This is a genomic window from Rhodomicrobium lacus, assembly GCF_003992725.1.
In the GTDB taxonomy this organism is placed as follows: Bacteria; Pseudomonadota; Alphaproteobacteria; order Rhizobiales; family Rhodomicrobiaceae; genus Rhodomicrobium; species Rhodomicrobium lacus.
In genome coordinates this window covers 1-22,049 of sequence record NZ_RZNF01000008.1, presented here as the reverse complement: position 1 = coordinate 22,049, position 22,049 = coordinate 1, and the positions used below count along the sequence as shown (strand labels likewise).

Sequence of the window (22,049 nt, the reverse complement as noted above, 5' to 3'; positions counted from 1 at the left end):
AGCCCCTTCCGGATAATCCATGACGCCGGTCATTTGTCCTCCCAGAAATCAGGCGGCATCGCGCGCGAAAGATCTTCCGCAAGCCGAGTGACCTGTCTCGCAATCCTGTCGTCTGGAAGTGTCTGGCTTTCGAGCGCCATATGACCGCTGGCGGCATGAACGATGGCTAAAGCCTTCTTTCTGGCTTGTGCCCCTACCGCCTCTTCAACGGTCGTTTGCGGCACGACAGCATAGACGAAGCGGCATCCCATGGCTTCTGCGGCAGCCTGCATCGATTTCAGCGTTATCGCTCCGGAGAGTTCCGCGTGTTCAGCGGCGGCGATCCGCGCCCGTGTCAGACCCATTCGCCGTCCCAGCTGTGCGCCAGACATCCCGAGCGCCTTGCGCATTGTGCGAAGCCAGCCTTCGGGCGGCACGCGAAGGCCAATCGTCTGACCTGCTGCGCGGTCGACGATGGCCTGATATTGCTCGCGAACGGCTCGCTTGATGCTCATTCGTCAATCCATAGGTTGATATAAAACAGACGGTGTCAATGTATAAATTGACATATTGGCTTGATAGGTCAATCCATATATGGACTATCTTCCATGCGCTCAGCTTACCCTTCCGAGGTTACCTACTCCGGTCCACGTCTTCGCGGTAAGCATCCGCTGAGGGCCGCCTTGCGGTGCGTGTAAGAGACAGGTCTTGTCTGTGACGCTTGTCGCGACAGGAGCTATGCCCGTGCCTATGTCTGGAGATAGTTTTGCCCGCCGGTATTCCGTAGTTGCTGATACCCAGCGCCGCTGGAGCGAGGACGAGAAGCAGGCGATCATCGCCGAGGCTTTGCAGCCCGGCGTGAATATGTCAGCGGTCGCCCGCAAGCATGGGATCAAGCCAAGCCTTCTGTTTCGTTGGCGGAAGCTGGCCAAGAACGACGAGAAGCCAGAGCCCGCACCGGCATTCCTGCCGGTCTCTCTGACGGTGCCAAGGAAGAGCCGCGACACGATCTACGATCACAGCGCCAGTGACGCGCCCGCCGCCGATAATCGCATCGTTGGTGGCGTCCTGGATGAACGGATCGGCGGAGACGAAGCGGCCGAGTTCGGGGTCGTAGACCCGCCCGTTCATGTGCACGAGGCCGACCTCGTCAAGCTGCGGGTTTCGCGCCGCTACCGCGCTTCGCGCTGCTTGAGCGGAGCCGGTATAGCCGCGCGCGATCTTGCCCGACTGCCAGAGCGCGAACCGGCACGTTGATGAAACTCCCAGCTTACGTCGCGGCGCTTGCCCGCTACTGGCGCACGTCTATCTGGATAATTTTGTTACGCACTCCTTCTTCTTTGTTGTAATAAGGCAGATATTTTATACGCACATAGAGTCCATCTCGCAGAGAACGATCGCTCCAGTCGTTAAAGCCGTCGAACGGATGGACAGATTTGATGGAAAAGGATGTATCTTTCACGTCAAAGGATAGCTCCTTTTTCATGCCTATTTTACGAAAATTGGCGATATTTCCTTCGACCGTTTTTATACCATTTGAATGGATGATTTTATTTATTGAAGCCTTGGTTTCAAGAAATTGGTTACCAAAAAACCCAAAGCCAAATAGCAACGCAAGAATGACAGCAAAAAAATCTCTTAATGGCAATTCGTTTTTTTTATAAATTCTATATGAAATAATTAAAAAAATAGAAATTACTACAGCAATTAATAAAAAAAATAAAAGGCTTATATTTATATTCTGAGAAACAAAAAAATATGTTTCGAACCGCATTATCTTCCCCGCTACTTCACGGCGACGTTGATTTGGTGTCCCGGCACCCCGGATTGTTCCGAGGCGCCGTTTCATGAGCCTTCAATAGCCGAACAGTCTTCCGGTCGAAGTGTACGATCCTGTGGATTGGTAGGTCATTCCTGAGCTTCCGGATCCTATTACACTTTTTTGCATAACATAACCGACAGTCTGGCCATCTTTGTTGATCAGTGTTCCATATGACCAGCCGCCACTCGAAAAACTTGGATTAAAAGCAGTTCCCTCAAAGTTGGTCTTCCCGCCTTCGACCATACCAATTTCATAGCCTAACTCTCCAGATAGCATTTTTGCTATGCTGCTTCCCCCGTAGTTTCCGCCACCTCCGCCATATAGTCCAACTTCTCTCGCTGTCGTATCATCGTAAACTCCTGCGTCGGCATAACTATTCGCTGTCGATCCTACAGAACCATACGCCCCGACAAACCCGGTGACATCTCCGTTCGGATCTTCTCCATACCACCAGTCATAGACATAACCTGCCGCATAGCCCAAGGCGCCGCCAATGATAAATCCTCTAGCAGCCGAAGTGTTTCCTACGGCTCCGCCCACTCTCGCGCCTGCCATCGCGGCCTGCCATTTCCAGCGCTGAGCCCATTTATTATACAGGTTAGCGAAGGCTGCTGTGATGAAGCCGTTCGCGAATTTCCCGCCCGTGAGGACGGAGACCATACCGCCGGAGGCGCCGACGATGGCGCTGTCGAGGAAGACATCGCCGCCGGAGATGCTGTTCGAGACGAGGCCGGTTGCGGCGCCGACGGCGTTCGCGGCGAAGCCCTGCAGGAAGTCGCCGCCCTGGGCGACGCTGAGCGCTCCGCCCACGGTGCCGTGGACGAGCCCTTTGCCGATGATGTCGCCGGCGAGCGGCGTACCTTTCAGGAACTCCCCGACCCCCGTCCATGTCGCGATCGACATGATCGAGAACGCCATGGCCTTGAAGGCGTCCTGCAACGATCCTCCCGCCATGGCAGTGAGCGCCCCCGCCGCCGCCACGCAGGCCACGGGGTTCCAGCTGCACACGGCGACCTGTATGAGCGACCGTATGATTGAGGAGTTGAGGACGGTTTTTATGGCGTGGGCGATGGCCTTGAAGACGCGGCTGAAGACCTTGCCGATGGCCTTGAACAGGCCGGAGAGGAAGTATCCGCTTGGGTCCGTGAAGGAGAGCGGGTTGTTCTGGACGTAGGTGTAGGGGTTCAACGCCTGCAGGTTGGTGGCGTCCTGGATGAACGGATCGGCGGAGAGGAAGCGGCCGAGTTCGGGGTCGTAGACCCGCCCGTTCATGTGCACGAGGCCCACCTCGTCAAGCTGCTCGTGGCCCGTATAGCCGCGCGTGATCTTGCCCGACTGCCAGAGCGCGACCGGCACGTTGATGAACGCCGCCCAGCTCACGTCGCGCCGCTTGCCCCACGCGTCGAACGACAGGCGGCTCTGGACGGCGCCCATGGCGTCGGTGATCACGTCCGTCGAGCCGAGATGATCCTTCAGGAGATAAAGCGTCTCGGTCGCGCCGGTCCCTTCGATCTCGACCGCGACGCCTGCGATATAGGTCTTGTGCGTGACCGTCGAGCCACGCTTCACCACCTCGTGGGCGCCGCCCGCGACATAGAAGGTGGTCGTAGCCCCCGTCTCGTTCTCGTCGACGCGCTTGAACCTGGCCCGATCCGGGCCGTAGACGATCTCCGTGCGGCGAAGGTCCTTCGCGATCAAAGACGGCATGTTGAACGCCGTCCACGTCACAACCCGGCCCCCGCCCGTCGTCAGGTTGCCGTTGCCGTCGTAGCAGTAGGAGGCCTCCTTCGCCCCCGACACCGAAGTCACTGCGTGCGGCCCCGCAAACGGGTTCGCACATTCCGCGCCGCCCCCGTAAGCGTAGGCCCCGACATCCGATTTCGACACGATGTTGCCGAGCGCGTCGTAGGAGACCGCCACCGTCGTTCCTTGCGAGGGCTGGGCCGTTGGAAGAACCGTCGAAGCCACCACGCGGTTCAGCCGATCGTACTGGAAGGTCTCCGTGATCGCCTGGATCTGATCCTTCCTCGACAGAAGGTTGCCCAGCGTGTCGAACTGGTAGGACAGGTTCTGGATCGTCCCCGACGACGCGCTCGACGAGGTGATCTGGGTCAGATAGCCCGTCGCCGCGTCATAGGCCCGAAGCTCGCCGACGCCGTTGCCGAGCGTCGACTGGGTGACATTGCCGCGCGCATCCACGCTCCGGGCCTGCCAGTAGCTCTTGCCCGACGACGCGTTCGAAAGCTGCGCGAGATGGCCGGAAGCCGTGTACGCCGTCCCAACCGTCAGCCCCGTCGGATAGGAGACCGAAGCGGGCCGGCTAAGCGCGTCGTAGCTCGTCGTCACCGTGTAGGCCGACCCATCGTCCATGGTCTCGGTTTTCGCAGACGGACGGCCGAGCTCATCATAGGTAAAGGCGGCGCTGTAACCGTAGCCGCTCGCCGCGGCAAGCTTGCCAACGCCCTTCGCCGCCGTGTCGTAAACCCAATACGAAGCCTGCGGACTGCCCGACGCGTCGTCGGTGCGCGACAGCATCCGGCCGAGAACGTCATAGGTCACCCGCGTGACCTGACCCTTCGCGTCGATCTGGCTTGCAAGCTGCCCCAGCGCATTATAGGCGTAGGTCCAGCTTCCCTTGTCAGGATCGCTCTGGACCACCTTGTTGCCGCGCACGTCATAGACGATCGACGTCACGTTGCCGTTCGGATCGGTCATGCCGACAAGCTGGCCGATCGCATCGTAGGAATAAGCGATGCTCTGGCCATTGGTGTCGGTCGCAACCGTCATGCGGCCCAGAACGTCGCTCGTGACCGTCTTCGTCTGCCCGAGCGCATTCGTGCTCGTCACCGTGAGGCCGTTGTAGGAAACGGTCTCGGTTTTCGTGTCGGGCTTCGTGGTGACGACGGGCCGCCCGATGAGGTCATACTGGACGGCGCTCCACCAGGACGGATCGCCGTCGAGATAAGGCTCGGAGCGCTTCAGAACCCGCCCTTGCGCGTCGTAGACCGTATCGACATGCACGAAACGTCCATCGAATCCTTGCGTCGACTGACGGATCACGCGGTGCAGCTTATCTTTGTAGACCGCCGAAATCGCGCCACCGTCCGCTGCCGTGACCAGCAGATAGGCACCGTTCACAGGGCACTGCATCGTCGTCGAACAATTGTAGCTGTAGTTTCGCGTCCGCGTGCCGTCGGCTCGCCGCTCCTCGACAAGCTGGCCCAGGCTGTTGTAAGTCCAGGACGTCGTCAGCCCGTTCGGCCCGGTGGAACTCGTGGCAAGGCCATGCAGCGGGTCGTAAGCGCTCGTCTGCGTCTGCCCAAGCGGGTTGGTTTCGGAAACCTTGTAGCGCACCCGCTCGTCATAAACAAAGCGCGTGGTGCGGCTGCCCACCGGCGAACCGTTCGCCGCCGTCACGCTGCCATCCGAGGCCCAGCTCTCGGTCTGCTCCGTCACCGCGCCGAAACCGTTGCGGACGTAGGTCTTCGTGGTCGAAAGCGCATTGCCAGGCTCGATCGTTTCGCTCGAAAGAAGGCCCGTCGACGGATCGTAGGTAAACGCCGAGGTTCGAACCTGGTCGGGCGTCCCCGGCGCTTTATGCGTGACGCTCGCTGACGTCAGCCGGCCCAGAACCCAGCGCGACGAATCGTGCGTGTATGTGTTGGCCGTGATCTTCGAGAAGCTCTGCGACCCAAGCCTCGTCTCCACTTCCTGACGCGTCAGGAAACCGTAGTCGTCATAGGTCGAGTTCTCCGTCACCGTGCCGAGATCGGTCCCGTTCAGATCCTTCTTCGTCGTCACCGATTGCGGCGAATAACGGAAGCAATGCCGCTTGTCCTCGCTGTCGCCCGTACATTTTGAAGCCCAATAGACGAACTTCTCCTCGAGCACCGTGCCGTCCGGCGCAACCGTCTGGCTGTGGCCGAGTTCGCCCTGCGTGCGCTGCTCCCAGAACTGGTTGTATGCGCTCTCCGTGACGATCCCCGTCGCCTCGTCGGTCGAGGTCATCTTGGCAAAGCCAAGGCTGCCGAGACCGTTCACATGCTCTTTGAGACCCGCATAGTGATAGCGCTGGCCGTTCCTGCCGCCAATGCCGTCGTCCGTCGTGACCCGCGAAACCACATAGCTCGCATTGACCACATCCTGAACCGGATAGGCAGCGTCCGTGTACTTCGTGTAGACGCTCTCGTCCGTCAAAGGCTTGTATTCAATGTCGATCCGGTTCCCCAAACCATTCTCAATCGACTTCACAAGATAGTTCAGCCGGGGAGGAGACGTTAGGAGAAAACCGGCAGTAGCCATATAATGCTCCTTCCAGGGAGCGCTGCTGCGGATGTATTCGCTGACGCCGCCATCCCCCTTGAAGTCACCGACAGCAAGAACATTCTGACTTTCTTGCCCGTCCGTCGCCAGGCTGCCGAGAGACACTTCCTTCGTCGCCAGCGAAAGATCGTAAGTGAAAGACAGGATGAAATGTTCATTCGCCTTGCCGTCGATCGTTTTGAGGCTATGAAGTGCTGTAACCCCGCTCCCGTAAAAGTCCCGAACCATGAAGACACTGTCAGTTGCAGTGTATTTTCCGTTCATAAACAAAATGAACGCGGCAAGAGAAGATGGAACGCCGTCTGAGTCGCCTAACTGTGGCCCCGTTTCGCGCACAATCTCCTGGAATGAGCCGTCGCCCTTCGAGACGAGAATTCGGTCCTTGCCACCACCCGCGGTACCATGTTTGAGGTAGATCTCTGCCAGCCCATCGCCATTAAGATCGGTGGCAGTGGCAAGCTTGTAACCGGTCCTTGCCGATGTCGGCGACTGACCCTCGTCCGCACCAACGACGCGCGGATTGTCGACAACATCGAACGTCCCATCGCCGCGTGACAGATAAAGACGGTCATTAAGTTGCTGGCTGCCATAGCAAACGGAGGACGAGCGGATCTTTAAATCCTTGTCAACGGGAGACACGAGAAAATCCGTCAGACCGTTGCCATTAAAATCGCCGGCCGCGATGAACTTGTATCGGATCAGGTCGTTTTCATTGCCGATTGTAAAACCACCAATATTCGCCTTGAAGCATGTTTCAGGCTGAGAATTGATAACCGTGGGTACGGGAAGAGATTTCGTTGCCTCGAGATCGGCATCGCGGAAAGTGCCATCGCCATTGGCAAGCCGCACGCGATCGCTCGATGTCCCGATCTTGCGCCCTTTGTCGTCAGCCTGAATCAGAAACAGGTCCGTGAGGCCGTTGCCCCGAAAATTACCTGCAAGCGCCACCATCCAGCCGTTTGGAATCGCCCGAGCCGTCGGGACTTCGATCTTGTTGAAGGTGCCGTCGCCCTTGGAAACAAGGACGTAGTCGACGCCGCCTTCCGTCTTTCGGCCTTCTTTATCAGTCTTTGCCAGATAGAGGTCGCTGCTGCCCTTGCCGCCGAAATTGCCCTGCGCAACCACTTGGTATGTTGCCGGGATCAACTTGCCGACGTTGACCTTGTCGAAGCCGCCATCCGAACGCCCAAACCAAATAAAGTCATCCCAAAAGTCCAATGTTCCTAGGCCCAGCTTTTGGCCTTCACAGGTCGCCTTTATCAGGAGGAAGTCGGTTCGTCCGTCATTGTTGAAGTCGCCCGATGCCGGCGACATGGAAACGCCGCAACCGTCGAAATATTCTTCCCTTGGCAGTTCCCCTGTTTGATGGATGAAGGGGTTTGTTCCCTGGGGGAGGGTTTCGGTTGTTGCCCATGTGAAGGTTGTGGGCTTGAGGCAGGCATCGGCGGTGCACTCGGTGATCGAACCGAGCTGGTTCGCCGAGAGATAGGCGAGTCGGTAGTCGCGGAACAGCGCGCCGTCAGCGAACACCTTGACGTTCGTCAGACGCTTCGAGCTCGCATATTTGGCGCCCGCGAAATAGAACTCCTCGCGCGGCTTGTCGTCATAGACGAACTGAACGGAATTATAAGGCGAAAGCCCCTGCGTCGCATTGCCGGTGTAGTCGATCCGGTCGATGCCGTATTCGCCGGACGCTGCGTTCTGAAAATAGCTGTATTTGATGTAGTTGCCAGCCGTGTCTGAAAGCCGGTTCATCGCCCAGGCCCGCGCCTCGGGCCGCCCGATGGCGCCGATGAAGCTGTCGGCGCTGTTGCCGTATTCGAGGATCTCTCCGGACTTTTTCCACACCTTGAAATACTGAGGTCCCGTCCCGGCGCTGCCGTAGGACACCACCTTCGAGAAGCCATCGAGGGCTGTGCGATACACGGTGCCATCGGCGCCGTAGTCGCCGGACATCGGCACCAGCCGTTCGCCGTTGAGGCAGAACTTGTCGCCTGCTGAATAGTCGATCGCCTTGACGATGCCGTCGTGGAACAGGTCGCTGCCGCAGCGGGAGATGGCGCTGAGGCCACCGATCGAACCGCCGAAGCCGAGTGGCCCCTTGCCGCCGCCGCTCGTATAGTCGAGGGTGATCTTGGGTTGCACGCCTGTGCTACCAACGGGGACCATGATGGGCGTCGAATGCGTGGCAGCCCCCGAAGAGGAGACCCCGAATGTCGACGCCGTCGCGGCAATCGTCTCGCTTGCCGGAAGAGCGGCGGCGCCGCCTTGCGCGATATAACTCGGGAGGGATGACAAGGGCGTGTAGGTGATCATGATCACCCCCTGCACACCAGCAACGCCAGGGGCCCAGTAAGAGGGACCGCCTGCGCCCGCTCCGTAATTGCCAGGACGGCCCGTTACCGCTGGAGACCAGCGGTTGGAGCCGCCTCCTCCGCCGCCGGATCCGATCCCGCTAAGCTCCACACCCGCGGAGCCGTTCTGGCCCTCGCCGCCACCTGCACCGCCCAACCCGTTATCGCCGGCACCGCCCGCGCCGCCGACGTGGCCGTTGCCGTTCTGGCCATTAAGACCGTTCCCGTTCGGACCAGCTGCACCGCCGCCGCCGCCGCCGCCGCCTGATTGCTTTGCGCCGTTGTAATATCCCTTGCCGCCATCACCGCCAGAATAGGTTACATGCCCGATTGCAGCAGAAGCCTGACCTCCAACACCTCCCGCATTAAACCCGACATTCTTGTAACTAGCGTTTCCACCGTAACCACCGGGCGCTAAGGCACCTAACGACGTGGAAGTTGGTAAGCCGTTTGCCGACCCATTGAACCACGTGTCGCCTCCCGCTGAAGCAAAATCCGTATTCGGACCGGCAGCGCCGCCCGCACCAACGCCATAATAAGCGCGATCACCCGGTCGAAGGATCAGATTGCGAACTTTTGCATAGGCGCCTCCCCCACCGCCACCGGATGGAGAAGCGTAGCCATTGGCGTTTTTGCCGCCGCCAGCCGCCCCACCGCCACCGCCAATGACTTCGATGGAGTTGTCCGCATTGTTCCAGTCGGACGGAACCGTAAATGTCCCGCTGCCCGCGGCATCGAGAACGATGGTCTTGGCGTGCGCTGGAAACAGAGCAGAAAAACAGGTCAGCAGCATAAAGAGGATGGTTGATGCGACACCGACCCTGGTCGACTCAAACACTTTCGTTGTGCAACCGCTCGACAAAGCACAAAGCAACCGTCCACAACGAAGGATGATCCCACCCATCTTGTTCGTCCTTTATATCAAAATGCCTGGACGACTATCTCGCCGGACATACGCGTTAGATTTATTCTAGATATAATCTTTGGAGTAAATGGTGCTGAAGCCAACCAACCCCTCACTCCGGCCGAATATCAGTTTCAAAAAAAGTGTCAAGATGGTTTGCATTCCGAAACGTTCAGATATAAACGGAAATGCAATGTACAACAGTCAACACAATTCATAGTTGCCAATTGTTGTGCACCTCTATTATTGCGGGAGCGCACGGCTAAACCGGAGTTGCATTGGCATGTGGGCCCTACACCTAAAAACTCTTCGTTGCCAGCCGCAAAAAGGTCGAAAAGCGGTGTCGGCCAGCAATAGCCGATCCCAACAAAACAAGCGTAGCCAAATAGGCCGGAAAATGAAAAATAATTTCGCAGTAATTCATTTCGTAGGTAATCGTCGCTCTGTCACAACATATTCTCAAGTCAAGATGACATCCGGAAAAAATAATTCTGGATACTCTCTCGTTGAGCTTCTCGTTGTCCTTGCGATCATTGTCCTGCTTGGGTCTATCGCCGTTCCGCAATTATTAAAATATCTCGACAGGGCCAAGCAAGATACAGCGCGCGCGCAGATAGAAAGCCTTTCCTCCACACTCGATCTTTTTAAACTAGACGTGGGACGTTATCCGACGCAGGAAGAAGGTCTTGATGCGCTTGTCGTCATCCCGACTGACGCCTCCGGCTGGAACGGCCCTTATTTGAGGCGCAAGGATATGCTGATGGATCCCTGGCGCCGAATTTACAACTACAGATCGCCCGGCCTCCATGGCGACTACGATATCTTCACCTATGGGGCGGATGGAAAGGAAGGCGGAGAAGGGAGCGACAAGGATGTCACCAACTGGTAGAACGTGAAGTGAAAGGTTATACGCTCGTTGAATTGCTGATTGTTGTTGCGATCATGGCATTCATGACAGCGATTGGCGCCTCGTATTTTGGAGGACGCGACAAGCAGCTTTCATTGCGTGCTGTTGTTCAGGATTTAACCTTGTGCTTCAGGCGGGCTCATGCGAAAGCGATTCTTGGAAATTCTTCTCGGGTCGTCGTCCTCGATATCGAGGCGCGCCAATTCACGAGCGATGTTTGCGGGTATGGGCAGTTTTCCAGCGCAACCCGCATCCTGTTTCGTACCGCAGCGGCCGAACATGTTGACCGTGCTATCGCGCAGGTTCACTTCTATGGCGATGGAACAGCCAGCGGCGGCCACATCTTTCTTGAGGAACGCGGTCAAGTCTGGTCGATACAGATTAACTGGCTTTCTGGAGAGGTGCGTTCGAGCCGGGAAAAACACTGGCCATTATTGCAATGAAATGCGTCCAACGGTTCTAAAAGACGAGGGCTTTCTATCATCCGGGGGAGAGGACAATAACGGCTTCGTCCTTGTCGACGCGCTTGTTTCCCTGATCATCACCGGCCTCGTTCTTGGCTCTCTTTTTGCTGCAATCTCTCAAAGTGCGGCAGGCGCACAGCGCACGGCGGACCAATATCGAGCCATATCTTATGCGCGCTCCAAAATCGCAGAATTGCGTGCGACATCCCCCATGCAGGAAGGGAGGGCCGAAGGGGACTTCGACGCTAATTTCTCATGGTCTTTGCAGGTCACTCGAAACGAGATTACGCGCAAGCATGAAACGTCTCCGCTTGTCGGTCTCGATGTGGAACTTATCGTGAAATGGCGTCGCGGCATTCGTCTTTACCAGCGAACTTACCGGACAATTGTGCTCCAACATCGTTCAAGCGTAACAAGAACGTTCGACCGGAGAGGCGGCTGGCATGATTACGCTCAGGCGTGAGGATGGCTTTACCTTGGTCGAGATTTTGGTCACTCTTGCCATACTCGGCTTTATAAGCGCGCTCATCGCCACGGCTTTGCGGTTAGGAAACAATATGTGGAGTAAAGCGCAGGAAAGAGGCCAATCAACACGAAGCCTCTTAGAGGCAGAAAATGGCCTTACTCGTGTTCTGACGACACTCCGTCCTTTACACCAGCCAGATAGCGACGAACTCGATTTTTCTGGGTATTCCAATTCTCTGGAAGGAGTGATTGCTCTTCCCGACCATATCGGTCTAGGAGGACTCTACCGCATACATCTCTTTCATGATCCTCAAGAACTCCAGCTTACCTTGTCGCTATCGTCGGATTTTCAAAACAGACAGGCTCAAGGTGATCGGACGACCGTCGCGACGAAGGTCGAGCGGATTAGCATTCGTTACTTCGGAAAATCGAAAGAAGTGAGCAATGAGCAATGGCAAACATCTTGGTTGCACCAGAAGAGGTTACCGAAATTGATCGCTATCGACGTCACGCTTTCCGGAGCCGATACGCAATGGCCTGAGTTTAAAATTGCTCCTCGCCTTGAACAGAGCGATTGGCAATAAAATGATCCGCGCGAAGACGGGAGCTGTAAAAGATACTGAGGAAGGAGCGGCTCTTGTCGCCGTAATTTTTGTGCTGATTTTCGCCACAGCTCTTACGGGAAGCCTGCTACGACTCCTCCGTTCGGATTTGCAGGTCGTCGATAATTATGAAAAGCACTTCACTGACGAACTGGCAGCCGAAGCTGGCATCGCCTCTGCGATTGCACGTCTTGCCGATCGCGAAGCTGTGTCTTCCGTGATTGGGCAGGACATTTTTTACCAGTCTGGCAACCGGGAGGTGCGTGTCACGATTGAAAATGAAGCCGGCAAGATCAACCTCAATCAAACGTCCAATCCACTTCTCGGCCGACTTCTTGAAGCCATTTGCCCACTAGCCCCCAGCAATTTGCAGTTTATCGGCGCCATAGAGCACGCCGTCGACGATGCACGGGGAACAAATAGACCCTTCTTGACTGTCTCTCAGCTTTTTCGGCTGCCTGGCGCCACCAGTTCTGTAGTTGAAGCAATTAAACCTTATGTATCGGTCTATAGCTTCCGGCAAATACCCGATTTCGATGCCGCTCCTGCCAGGTTGCGCGCGCTGATGTCCGACGGAGAGAGAGGGGCTGCGCTTCCTTTGGAACAAAATCGAAACAGTTCCAAAGCGATAAGCATTGGAATTTTTACCATCTCCGCTTTTAGCGGGCAAAGTGCACCCATTGAAGTTGTGGTTTATATCACCGGTGACCTCTCCCGTCCTTATCAAATCCTGGAGTGGCGTAACCGAGCTTCGACTGAAGGTGTTCGATGTACGGATTAGGTGGAATGCTGAAACCTTTGATGTCGATCAGTGAGGCCTGGCGATGGTGGCTGCGCGAAGTTCGCAGCATAGCGCCAGGCCTTGAGCGTTATTTGCCGGCGCGCCGTATTCTTCTCATACGATGCCTTGCGGACAAAACCGAATTCTCGATTATGCGTTCTGGGATTGTCGAGAGACAGGAAACCATTACGGACCCCGCCAATGAAGAAGCTGTCGCCAGTCTTCATGCTGCGCTCAATCCCTATTGTGGCCTTTTTGGTGGCCCTGTGTTTGGTCATTTGAATAAAGATCGTGTTTTGACATCTGTCATCTACCTTCCAAAAGCTGTCGCTCATAATTTGGAAGAAGCGATCTCGTACCAGATCGGTAGCCTCTCGCCGTTCCCTCCCAAAAATACACTGTACGCAGTTCTCAACAAGAGAGAGGGCCGCAACCGAATGGAGTTAGAATTAGAACTTATAATTACCTCAAAAGATTATGCAGAAGAAATCGTTGATAGATTGCGACGAATCGGTTTCAAGGATGTCAATTATATTATTATAGAAGGTGACAATAAAACGACTAAGATCGTTCGATTTGCCTCGCATGGAATTCTTTCCCGCAAAATGTCTTTTTGTGTTTACGTATTCATTTTTTCTGTTTCGTTACTTGTTGCGTCAACACTATGTTCTCCTATTGTTAGCCACTTTAAGGCACTCGATAAAATTGAAGCCGATCTTGCTGATTTGAAGCCCAAGATTGATCATTTGTCGAAATTGCGTCTTCAGCACGAAAAACATATAGCGACGACGACGAATGTCTTGGAAGCTAAGCAGATTAGCAACAATTACTTGTTAGTCTTGAACAGACTTGCCGAAGCGCTCGACGACGAGTCCTATCTTTTCGAAATTCGCATTCAGGGAGGAAATGTGGCACTATCGGGACTATCCCACGACGCGTCGGGTATCGCTCAAAGGCTTGGCGCGATATCCGATTTTAAAACGGTCAAGTTTCAGGGCGCCGTTACGCGTGATACGCAAACCGCCGCTGAACGATTTAGCCTCGTTATGGAGCTTGCTTCTGGAGGACAGAAAGTCCGATGAACAGGTTCAGAAAGTTTGGCGTCGCAGCTATACCTTTTATGTTTATAGCCTTGGCATGGGGTCTGATCTTTCAACCATTATACGATTATTATGGCGATTTAAAACTTGAGCGTGACAGCAAGAATGAAACCGTTCTTCGGTATCGAAGTCTGCTTATGCAGCAAAAGGGATTGGAAGTCGATCTAGAGCAAATCAGTAACGATTTGAATGCCAATGGGCTGTTTTTTGATTCGATAAACGCCGATGCAGCCGCCGCTTTACTGCAACAACGGTTGGCAACACTTGTCACCGTCAATGGGGGGCAAGTGAAAGTATCCCGTATCGAAACAGGAGGCAAGCCCAAAGCAGACGGTTCCTTTAGCATTGCGCTGGTCTTTGCTATTTCAAATGTCGGGTTATCCAGGATGCTTTATCAAATCGATGAGCATAGGCCCGTTTTGGTCATCGGGGCGCTCACGATAAAGGCGGGGCCGGTTTTGGCGCGAGTGAATGTCGGAGGGCATCAAATGAATACAGCACCTATTACGGCGGAAGACCCGATCCTTGATGTTTCTCTCACTGTGTCAGGCTTCCTGCTTGCAAAAGGATAGCTGATTTATGGGAACCTGGGGGCGTAGCGGCGTCGTCGAAAGTTTCGCTTTGTGGTGGGGAGGATCCTTGGTCTTGGCCGGGGCTAGTGTATATGTCTGGCTTTCGTCTCTAGCATTTGACGTTGAAACGGAGATAAATACGAAAGTTTCAAGATCCGCTTTTCAAAGAGCAAGGTCTGAACAGACCATGCCCGCGCCGGTGTCTTTCGTGGGATTTGTAGAACGTCCTTTGTTTCATCCAGATCGAAAGCCTTTTGCCAGAAAAGAAGTCACGCCAGCATCGTCGCTAATCACTCCGCCACGCCCCAAACTCTTGCAACCGCCTCAAGGTGTCATTTTACGTGGAACCGTCTTGTCGGATCACTTTCGCGCCGCGATTTTTGAGCGAGGTCCCAAGCAAGATTACGTCCGAATAGAAGAGGGTGGAAGCCTCGACGGATGGACCGTAAAAAGCGTGTTTCGCACGACGATCCTCCTTCAAGCTGAAAACCAGGAGCTTTCGATGAAGCTGCAAACTGAGACGAAATAGGCCATACGGACAAAATTATCTCAACGCGAGGTCGTTGACGCTGAGAAGAGCGAGCAACACGGACATGATAACCAGGGCGACAAAACCGCCCAGCCCGATTGTCAATAACGGAACAAAAGCGGCCATAAAATTCTTGAGCGAAATCTCCGTTTCCCGTTCCGCTATGTCGGCGACTCGGGCGAGCACGATCTCAAGCTGACTCGCCTCCTCTCCTGCTTCGAGGATTTCTTGGTAGGTGTCTGGAATCATACCCGCGACAGAAAGCGCACGGGTGAGCCGCTCTCCCTCCCGGATTTTTTTTGCGACAATTTCGATATTATAAGAAAACCATTTGTTGCCGGCGGCATCGCGAACAAGCGCTAGCGCCGTCAACATCGAAACACCGTTCTCAAGCATGAGCGCCATCAGCCTGGCAAAGCGTGCGGCTTCTACCTTCTTCAACAATTGGCCCGCTCCCAAAGGAAGGCGAAACTTGACTTTGTCGATGAGGAGAGCGATCCGAGGCCGCCTGATAGTAGTTCGCAATAAAATAAAAAAAATAATACTTATCAGTATAAGTAGGCCACTATTATTGGAAAGGAAATCGGAAGCCCAAACAAAGAAACGTGTTATAAGAGGCAAATCAACGCCCGCGTCCTCAAAAAGAGGCTTGAATTGCGGTATGACTACAGAAATCAGAATGACGATGGAAACCACCGCCATGATTAGTAAAATTATCGGATAAATAAGAGATGATACAATATTAGATTTAAATTGTTGAAATCTGGAAAGATATTCAGCTAGGCGCTTCAAAACATGCTGAAGCTGCCCGCTATTTTCACCTGCGCGAATGCTGTTAACAACAAAGCTTGGTACGGTTCCATCGATTGACGAGAGGGCGCTCGAAAGTCTTTGACCTTTCTGCACATGTTCTCGTAACTCCTTCGCTAGGCGGGCAATTTTGGGATTCTTTGTCGATTTAGAAAGCGCGCCCAAAGCGGCGTTGAGATCGACGCCTGCTCCAAGCAATAACTCAAGGTTTGAAATCAGATATAAAATCTCCGATTCGCGAATGGATGGCGTAGATAATTTCCAACCAAGCTCCCAGCCAGTCTTTTCGACTCGCTCCCCAATCGATATCGGAATAATCCCGTCAGCCTGCAGCGACTTGACCAAGGCAACCTTGTCACTAGCTTCTCGCGTACCTCTAACGATCTTGTTCGAGCGATCCACCCCTTTGTAGATGTAGGAAGCCATCAAACCTCCTTGGTTGCTCGCAAGACCTCGGCGAAAGAAGTCTTTCCTTCCGCAACTTTCCTTAGGCCATCGTCATAAAGGGAAGTCATTCCCTCCTTAATTGCGGCAGCCTCAAGAGCAGTCGCCTGAGAACGGTCGGCGATCATTTCACGGATTCGAGTTGAAACAGGAAGGATTTCGTAGATGCCCATCCGTCCGCGATACCCCGTTCCATCGCACAGCTCACATCCCTGTGGTTCAAAAACAGCGTCTGCTCCCATTGCAGAAAGCTTATCTGCGATAGAGCCGCTGGCCAAAATCGAAGTTCTCTTTTTGCAGGCACTGCATAAGCACCGGACAAGCCGCTGGGCAACGACCCCACGAACGGTCGCCGCTATGAGGTAATCAGGAACTCCCATGTCAAGGAGGCGCGTTACTGCGCTTGATGCGTCATTGGTATGGAGTGTCGATAACACTCTGTGTCCCGTCAGCGCCGATTGGCTTGCGATCTCGGCAGTCTCCAGATCACGAATTTCGCCAATAAGTATGATGTCGGGATCCTGTCTCACGAGGGAGCGTAACGCGCTCGAGAACGTCAAGCCGATTTGCGGCTTGACCTGGATTTGATTGATGCCAGGCAGTTCATATTCTACCGGATCCTCAACCGTTAAGATCTTGGTTTCAACGTTATTGAGATGAAGCAGGCATGTATAAAGCGTTGTGGTTTTGCCACTGCCGGTCGGACCTGTCACGAGCACGATACCGTTCGGCTTGCTGATGATATCAAAAAAGCGTTTCAAGTCTGACGGATGGAACCCCAGATCGGCAAAATTGAAGGAAACGGCTGTTTTGTCGAGCAATCTCAGCACCACGCTCTCGCCATATAGCGTAGGAGTTGTAGAGATCCGAATATCCATGGAGCGCCCTTGGATAACAGTACGAATGCGACCGTCCTGAGGCAAGCGCCGTTCGGCGATGTTGAGTTTCGCTAGAAGCTTGACGCGCGACGAGATTGCCGACGCAAGCCCCGCCGGAGGCGATTGGATCTCTTGAAGGTGCCCGTCGATCCTGAGCCTGACCCTGAGGATGCCTTGGAAAGGCTCAAAATGAATGTCCGACGCGCTTTTGTCGACTGCTTGCTGCAAAACCTGATTGACATAACGAATGACAGGCGCTTCCGCGGCCATGTCCTTCAGTCTTTGAAGATCCTCATCATGACTCTCGTCACCTTCTTGGTCTATCTCTGAAACGGATCGCTCCTCTTCATACAATCTCGCCAGCGCCTTTTCGATGTCCGAAGAAGTGCCAACGACAAAAGAAACCGGAAGCCCCGTCGCGATCTCGATTGCCCGTCGATGAAACTGCGCCAGCGGATCGGATGTGGCAACGATCAAACTGCCATCCTCGATTGCGGCGGGAAGCAAGCCTTGTGCACGAAGAAATTCGACGTTAAGCTTTTCAGACAAGAGGGCCTTGGGAGGTACTGAGTCCAAAGAAAACAAAGGGAGCTGCAGCCAATTGGCCAAACGCAAAGCAAGTTTTTTTTCATCAAGTAGGCCAAGACTTGGAATTAATCGAAGAATGGATTTTCTCGTATCCAATCTTGCTCGCCGCAATCGACTAACGTCTCCAGAATTTAACCAACCATCCTGAATAAGGAGTTCGATAAAATCCTGCTCAGTTTTCACATTTTCGGAGATTGACTGATTTTTCGCTTCCAATTCTGTTATATATATATTCATGGCAATAAAGACCCGTATAACCAGGTTGCTCCAAAGCCTATAGAAAGGCCCACTCCAAACGGAATTCGCTCCGAGGAAATGTCTTGACTATTTCTAGCGATAACGGTCGCGTGCAACAATCCTAAAAGAGAACCAAGAAGAAGGACTTGAGGTAGGCCGTCAATGCCAACCCAGGCTCCTGCTGCAGCAAAGAGTTTGACGTCGCCCATACCTAAACCGTCACGACCTCTCATTCGCAGATAGGCGTATTTGACCGCAATAAGAAAAATCGCGCCCGCACAGCCTCCGGCAACGCTTTCAAACCCAGCTTCAGTTCCCTGAAGGAAAGCCACTCCGACCCCGATATAAATAAGCGCATACGTGATAATATTAGGAAGGACAAAGGCCGCAATATCAAAAGCACAGAGCGTGATAAGCGCCCAACCAAGAATAATTCCCATAATAAAGCTTTCGATCGAATCATTTTGATTAACAACTATGAGTGTGATCACGACGAACGTGGATTCCATATAGGGATAGAGGATCGAAACTCGCGAACTGCAGTGCCGACATCTCCCGTAGTTTGCCAGCCACGAAAAAATTGGAATGAGATCCCAAATAGCCAGTTTATATTGGCAATGCCCGCATCTTGAACGCCCCCAAAAAGCGGACTCGCCAGAGATATGAGCACGAACGGCGGTGGCAGCGAAACAGCCAACGAAGGGGGCTGCGAAAATTGTTGTCAAAAACAATGACTGAGTGGCGGTATCTTGCGGCATTAGAAAATATTCGAGGATGCGATTTTACGGTCAACGGCCGAATATGGCCTGCATTTTTGTTCGAATTTCATCAGTGGCTTCTCTAGCATCTGATCGATCCCAAACTACGCGGGGATTGATAATTACGACAAGTTCTGTCCGTTGTATTTTCTTCTGATTTCGACTAAAAACCTCACCAACCTTTGGTATATCTGACAAGAGTGGTATGCCACTTGCTGACGATGTTTTGGTATCGCGTATAAGTCCGCCGAGAACGACAGCTTGTCCACTCTGAATCGCAATCGCTGAACTGATTTTTCGCTGTTGTATAGTTGGCGAAGAGTTTTCAGTTTTAGAAGTCTCTTCGGACACGTTGCTGACTTCTTGGCTTATATCCATCATAACTAAACCACTAGAGTTGACTTGCGGTGTAACTTTCAATATTACACCGGTGTCATAATATTGAACGGTCTGTATCACAGGTGCATCGGCGCTTGATACGCTCTGTGAGGTCGAAGTAATGACAGGAATCTGATCACCTATTTGGAGGACAGCGGTCTTATGTTCCATCACCATAACCTTTGGCGAGGAGAGTATTTTTAATTGTGTTGCACTTGAAACGGCATTCAAAACAACTTGTATGTCTGACGCCGCGAAGAAATACGAGAAGCCGGGGAATGAGGAAGAGATCGCTCCGCTGGCTAGGCGGCTCATTGAGGCATCGTGATTCCCTTTTTTTAAGAACCATTCAATGCCGTAAGCCAGTTCGTCATTCAACGTGACTTCTGCGATCGTGACATCAACCATGACAAGGGGCGGAACCGAGTCCAGATGCGCCAAAGCCGATATAATCGACCGATATTCTGAGGGGGTGGCTCGGATCAACAGTGCATTGTTGATAGGGTCTGCAATTATTCTCCCCCCAGATGAGAGGGTAGCGTTCGTGTCTGTCGCTGCAGCTTGGGCAGAACCTGAGCCGGCATCATTACCATCGGGCGCTAATGAACTGCGGACAAGCCCCCGATTTGAAGAGGAAAAACCGCGCGATTGGCTTGATATATCGACTGTCGGCGTATCGGGAGGAGTAGTGGCTGCGATTGAGATGCTTTCGGCTCCGCCCGCGCGAAATAATTGAGCCAAAATAGGAGCCAGATCTTTTGCCTTTCTATTCTTGACCCGGTAGACATAGACGCCCGCTTCAGGGTCTTCTTTTTCCTGATCAAGCCCGTTGATCCATTGCCTAGCCAGCTTTAGAGCATCAGCTTGAGAGGCAAAAACGATAAGAGAATTAAGGCGATCAACCGAAATAACTTCGGGTGCATTGAGGCCGGTTCTATCAGCATAAGCGCGGATAAGATTTTTTATCTCGGGAGCCACCTGAGCGGATCGAGCATGCCGTAATTTGAAATAGCCGAACGACATGCCCTTAAGCGGGCTTACATCGAACGTTGCAACGGCCTCTAAGAGAGACGTTATTTCGGGGCCGGTGCCGGCAACAATCAAGAGGTTACGCGAATCGTCGGTACGGAGTATGCTCTTCTCGGATGCGAAAGGTTCGAGGATTTTCGCCATTTGCGATGGCGCTATGTGATCGAGTTGAACGACAGTTATGCCATAACCTGCTGGCAAAGTGCCGTTTTTAGCGATCACGAGCGAGCGGCTTGAGCTGCGCGCTTTAGATGCAGATACAATACGGTAAAGAGCGCCGTCTTTAACCAGCGCCAAACCGGAGGCGGCAAGTGTCGTTTCCAAAGTGGGAATGAGACTCGCTTTGTTCAAAGGCTTGTTTGTCCGCAGCGTGATGCGCTGATCGATTCCGGCATCTATCACGATATTCTGTCCCAACATGGAACCCAGTATCGTTTGGGCGACCTCCCGAACATTCGCATCAGAAAAATTGAGTTCTACATCTCCGTTTGTGTTTTCCGAAGTTTTCCCAGCACGCGGCTCCGATATAAACTGACCGCTTCCGAATATAACGCTTTGTTTTTCATCTGCACGCGAGGCGGCTAGGCGCGCGTCGGTTCCGCCGGCTTTCGCCGTCTGTTCCTTTTGTCCCTCTTGGTATACCTCAGCGCTAATCAGAGGATCCTGAAATCCTTGATTTGCACCGCATGCGTTTAACACCAAAAGTGATAAAGCTGCACCGACCTTCTGCACCCTCATTTGTTTAGTTTTATTTTTTCGCGGGCTGTTATTGCTACGAGGCACGTTCTTCAACCTTCGTTTAAGGCAAGCGTCGGAGGAGTATGTGTGTTTAGCACCTGATGTGCCCGGCTACTTAAGATTGTATTCCTGCATTTCCACAAAAAGGATATCTTCGTAATTTTACGCAACCATGAATTGTGTTGGCTGTTGTACATTGCATTTCCGTTTATATCTGAACGTTTCGGAATGCAAACCATCTTGACACTTTTTTTGAAACTGATATTCGGCTGGAGTGAGGGGTTGGTTGGTTTCAGCAACATTTACTCCAAAAGATAATATCTAGAATAACTCTAGAGTCCATCTCCGGCGAGATGGTCTTCCAGACATTTTTGTATAAAGGACAAACAAGATGGGTGGGATCATCCTTCGTTGTGGACGGTTGCTTTGTGCTTTTTCGAGCAGTTCTACAACGAAAGTATTTGGGTCGACCAGGGCCAGTGTCGCGTCAACTATCCTCTTTATGCTGCTGACCTGTTTTTCTGCTCTGTTTCCAGCGCACGCCAAGACCATCGTTTTCGATGCCGTGGGCAGCGGGACATTTACGGTGCCTGTCGACTGGAACAACGCGGGCAACTCCATCGAAGTCATTGGCGGCGGAGGCGGGTCGGCTGCCGGAGCAGATTGGAAGGGATACGCAGTTCCCTCCAGTGGTGGCGGCGGTGGTGCCTATGCCAAGGTCAACAATCTGGTGCTTCAGCCAGGGAGCACGGCTTATTTTAATATCGGCGGGGGCGGTAGTGCTGGTCCCAGCCATGGCGATGCCGGTTCCGGAGGTGACACTTGGTTCAATGGAAGCGCCAACGCGGTTCCTGCGACGCTTACGAGCGGTGTGCTCGCTCGTGGCGGTGGCGGTGGACATGGGCATAGATCAATCAACTATCTCGGAGGAAGCGGCGGCCTGGGTGCTTCCTCAATTGGTCATGTTGTTTTCTCTGGCGGCAACGGTGGCGGCGCGTATTACAACGGCAAAAAGCAGTCTGGCGGCGGCGGAGGAGGCGGCGGCGCGGCTGGTCCAAACGGGAACGGTCTTAATGGCCAGAACGGCAACGGCCACGTCGGCGGCGCGGGCGGTGCCGGCGATAACGGGTTGGGCGGTGCGGGTGGCGGCGAGGGCCAGAACGGCTCCGCGGGCGTGGAGCTTAGCGGGATCGGATCCGGCGGCGGAGGAGGCGGCTCCAACCGCTGGTCTCCATCGGTAACGGGCCGTCCTGGCAATTACGGAGCGGGCGCAGGCGGTCCCTCTTATTTGGCTCCCGGCGTTGCTGGTGTGCAGGGAGTGATCGTGATCACCTACACGCCCTTGTCATCCCTCCCGAGTTATATCGCGCAAGGCGGCGCCGCCGCT

General features: G+C 53.9%; 16 protein-coding genes and 1 pseudogene. 10 read left to right on the top strand and 7 right to left on the bottom strand.

The genetic code is table 11. The features are described from left to right. Positions 1-29 precede the first annotated feature (29 nt). Complete coding sequence (locus EK416_RS09455; RefSeq protein ID WP_127077263.1) at positions 30-494, bottom strand: mobile mystery protein A; 465 nt, start codon at positions 492-494, stop codon at positions 30-32. A gap of 199 nt (positions 495-693) precedes the next feature. On the opposite strand from EK416_RS09455, the gene tnpA reads away from it, so the two are divergent. Continuing rightward, positions 694-1,236 (top strand): IS66-like element accessory protein TnpA, encoded by a 543-nt coding sequence (gene tnpA, locus EK416_RS09450; RefSeq protein ID WP_245434011.1) that lies wholly within the window; start codon positions 694-696, stop codon positions 1,234-1,236. A 34-nt stretch (positions 1,237-1,270) separates the two neighbouring features. On the opposite strand, the gene EK416_RS09445 is transcribed toward tnpA, so the two are convergent. Further along, a complete protein-coding gene (locus tag EK416_RS09445; protein ID WP_127077261.1) occupies positions 1,271-1,828 on the bottom strand; it encodes a hypothetical protein in 558 nt (185 codons plus the stop codon). Positions 1,829-1,834: 6 nt separating this feature from the next. Then, on the bottom strand, positions 1,835-9,271 hold the full coding sequence (locus EK416_RS09440) for an RHS repeat-associated core domain-containing protein (protein WP_127077260.1): 7,437 nt from the start codon (positions 9,269-9,271) through the stop codon (positions 1,835-1,837). Between the two features lie 394 nt (positions 9,272-9,665). Here EK416_RS09440 and gspG point away from each other — a divergent pair, with 394 nt between their 5' ends. The 8 genes from gspG (at position 9,666) to EK416_RS09400 (ending at position 14,802) form a co-directional block, all read left to right on the top strand. Beyond that, positions 9,666-10,271, top strand: coding sequence for a type II secretion system major pseudopilin GspG (gene gspG, locus EK416_RS09435; protein ID WP_245434009.1), 606 nt, complete (start codon positions 9,666-9,668; stop codon positions 10,269-10,271). An 8-nt stretch (positions 10,272-10,279) separates the two neighbouring features. Continuing rightward, on the top strand, positions 10,280-10,732 hold the full coding sequence (locus tag EK416_RS09430; RefSeq protein WP_164729951.1) for a prepilin-type N-terminal cleavage/methylation domain-containing protein: 453 nt from the start codon (positions 10,280-10,282) through the stop codon (positions 10,730-10,732). A gap of 1 nt (position 10,733) precedes the next feature. After that, on the top strand, positions 10,734-11,216 hold the full coding sequence (locus tag EK416_RS09425; RefSeq protein ID WP_127077258.1) for a type IV pilus modification PilV family protein: 483 nt from the start codon (positions 10,734-10,736) through the stop codon (positions 11,214-11,216). Beyond that, positions 11,197-11,802, top strand: a complete 606-nt coding sequence (locus tag EK416_RS09420) for a prepilin-type N-terminal cleavage/methylation domain-containing protein (protein ID WP_127077257.1) — start codon at positions 11,197-11,199, stop codon at positions 11,800-11,802. The genes EK416_RS09425 and EK416_RS09420 overlap by 20 nt, the downstream gene beginning before the upstream one ends. A 1-nt stretch (position 11,803) precedes the next feature. After that, positions 11,804-12,601 (top strand): general secretion pathway protein GspK, encoded by a 798-nt coding sequence (locus EK416_RS09415; RefSeq protein ID WP_127077256.1) that lies wholly within the window; start codon positions 11,804-11,806, stop codon positions 12,599-12,601. A 5-nt stretch (positions 12,602-12,606) separates the two neighbouring features. Continuing rightward, a complete protein-coding gene (locus EK416_RS09410) occupies positions 12,607-13,683 on the top strand; it encodes a PilN domain-containing protein (RefSeq protein ID WP_127077255.1) in 1,077 nt (358 codons plus the stop codon). Next, complete coding sequence (gene gspM, locus EK416_RS09405; RefSeq protein WP_127077254.1) at positions 13,680-14,273, top strand: type II secretion system protein GspM; 594 nt, start codon at positions 13,680-13,682, stop codon at positions 14,271-14,273. Before EK416_RS09410 ends, gspM begins: the two co-directional genes overlap by 4 nt. A gap of 187 nt (positions 14,274-14,460) precedes the next feature. After that, positions 14,461-14,802 carry a hypothetical protein gene (locus tag EK416_RS09400; RefSeq protein WP_164729950.1) on the top strand — a complete coding sequence of 114 codons (342 nt, stop codon included), beginning with the start codon at positions 14,461-14,463 and terminating at the stop codon, positions 14,800-14,802. 15 nt (positions 14,803-14,817) lie between these two features. On the opposite strand, the gene EK416_RS09395 is transcribed toward EK416_RS09400, so the two are convergent. Genes EK416_RS09395 through gspD form a run of 4 tightly spaced genes read right to left on the bottom strand, consistent with a single transcriptional unit; the run spans position 14,818 to position 20,662 of the window. Next, on the bottom strand, positions 14,818-16,038 hold the full coding sequence (locus tag EK416_RS09395) for a type II secretion system F family protein (RefSeq protein ID WP_127077252.1): 1,221 nt from the start codon (positions 16,036-16,038) through the stop codon (positions 14,818-14,820). Beyond that, positions 16,038-17,759: a GspE/PulE family protein gene (locus EK416_RS09390; protein ID WP_127077251.1), complete on the bottom strand. Its 1,722-nt coding sequence runs from the start codon at positions 17,757-17,759 to the stop codon at positions 16,038-16,040. The genes EK416_RS09395 and EK416_RS09390 overlap by 1 nt, the downstream gene beginning before the upstream one ends. Next, positions 17,756-18,517, bottom strand: a complete 762-nt coding sequence (locus tag EK416_RS09385; RefSeq protein ID WP_127077250.1) for a prepilin peptidase — start codon at positions 18,515-18,517, stop codon at positions 17,756-17,758. The genes EK416_RS09390 and EK416_RS09385 overlap by 4 nt, the downstream gene beginning before the upstream one ends. 30 nt (positions 18,518-18,547) lie before the next feature. Next, positions 18,548-20,662 carry a type II secretion system secretin GspD gene (gspD, locus tag EK416_RS09380; protein WP_164729949.1) on the bottom strand — a complete coding sequence of 705 codons (2,115 nt, stop codon included), beginning with the start codon at positions 20,660-20,662 and terminating at the stop codon, positions 18,548-18,550. Between the two features lie 391 nt (positions 20,663-21,053). On the opposite strand from gspD, the pseudogene EK416_RS18115 reads away from it, so the two are divergent. Next, positions 21,054-22,049 (top strand): annotated as a pseudogene (locus EK416_RS18115) (glycine-rich domain-containing protein); the annotation flags it as partial.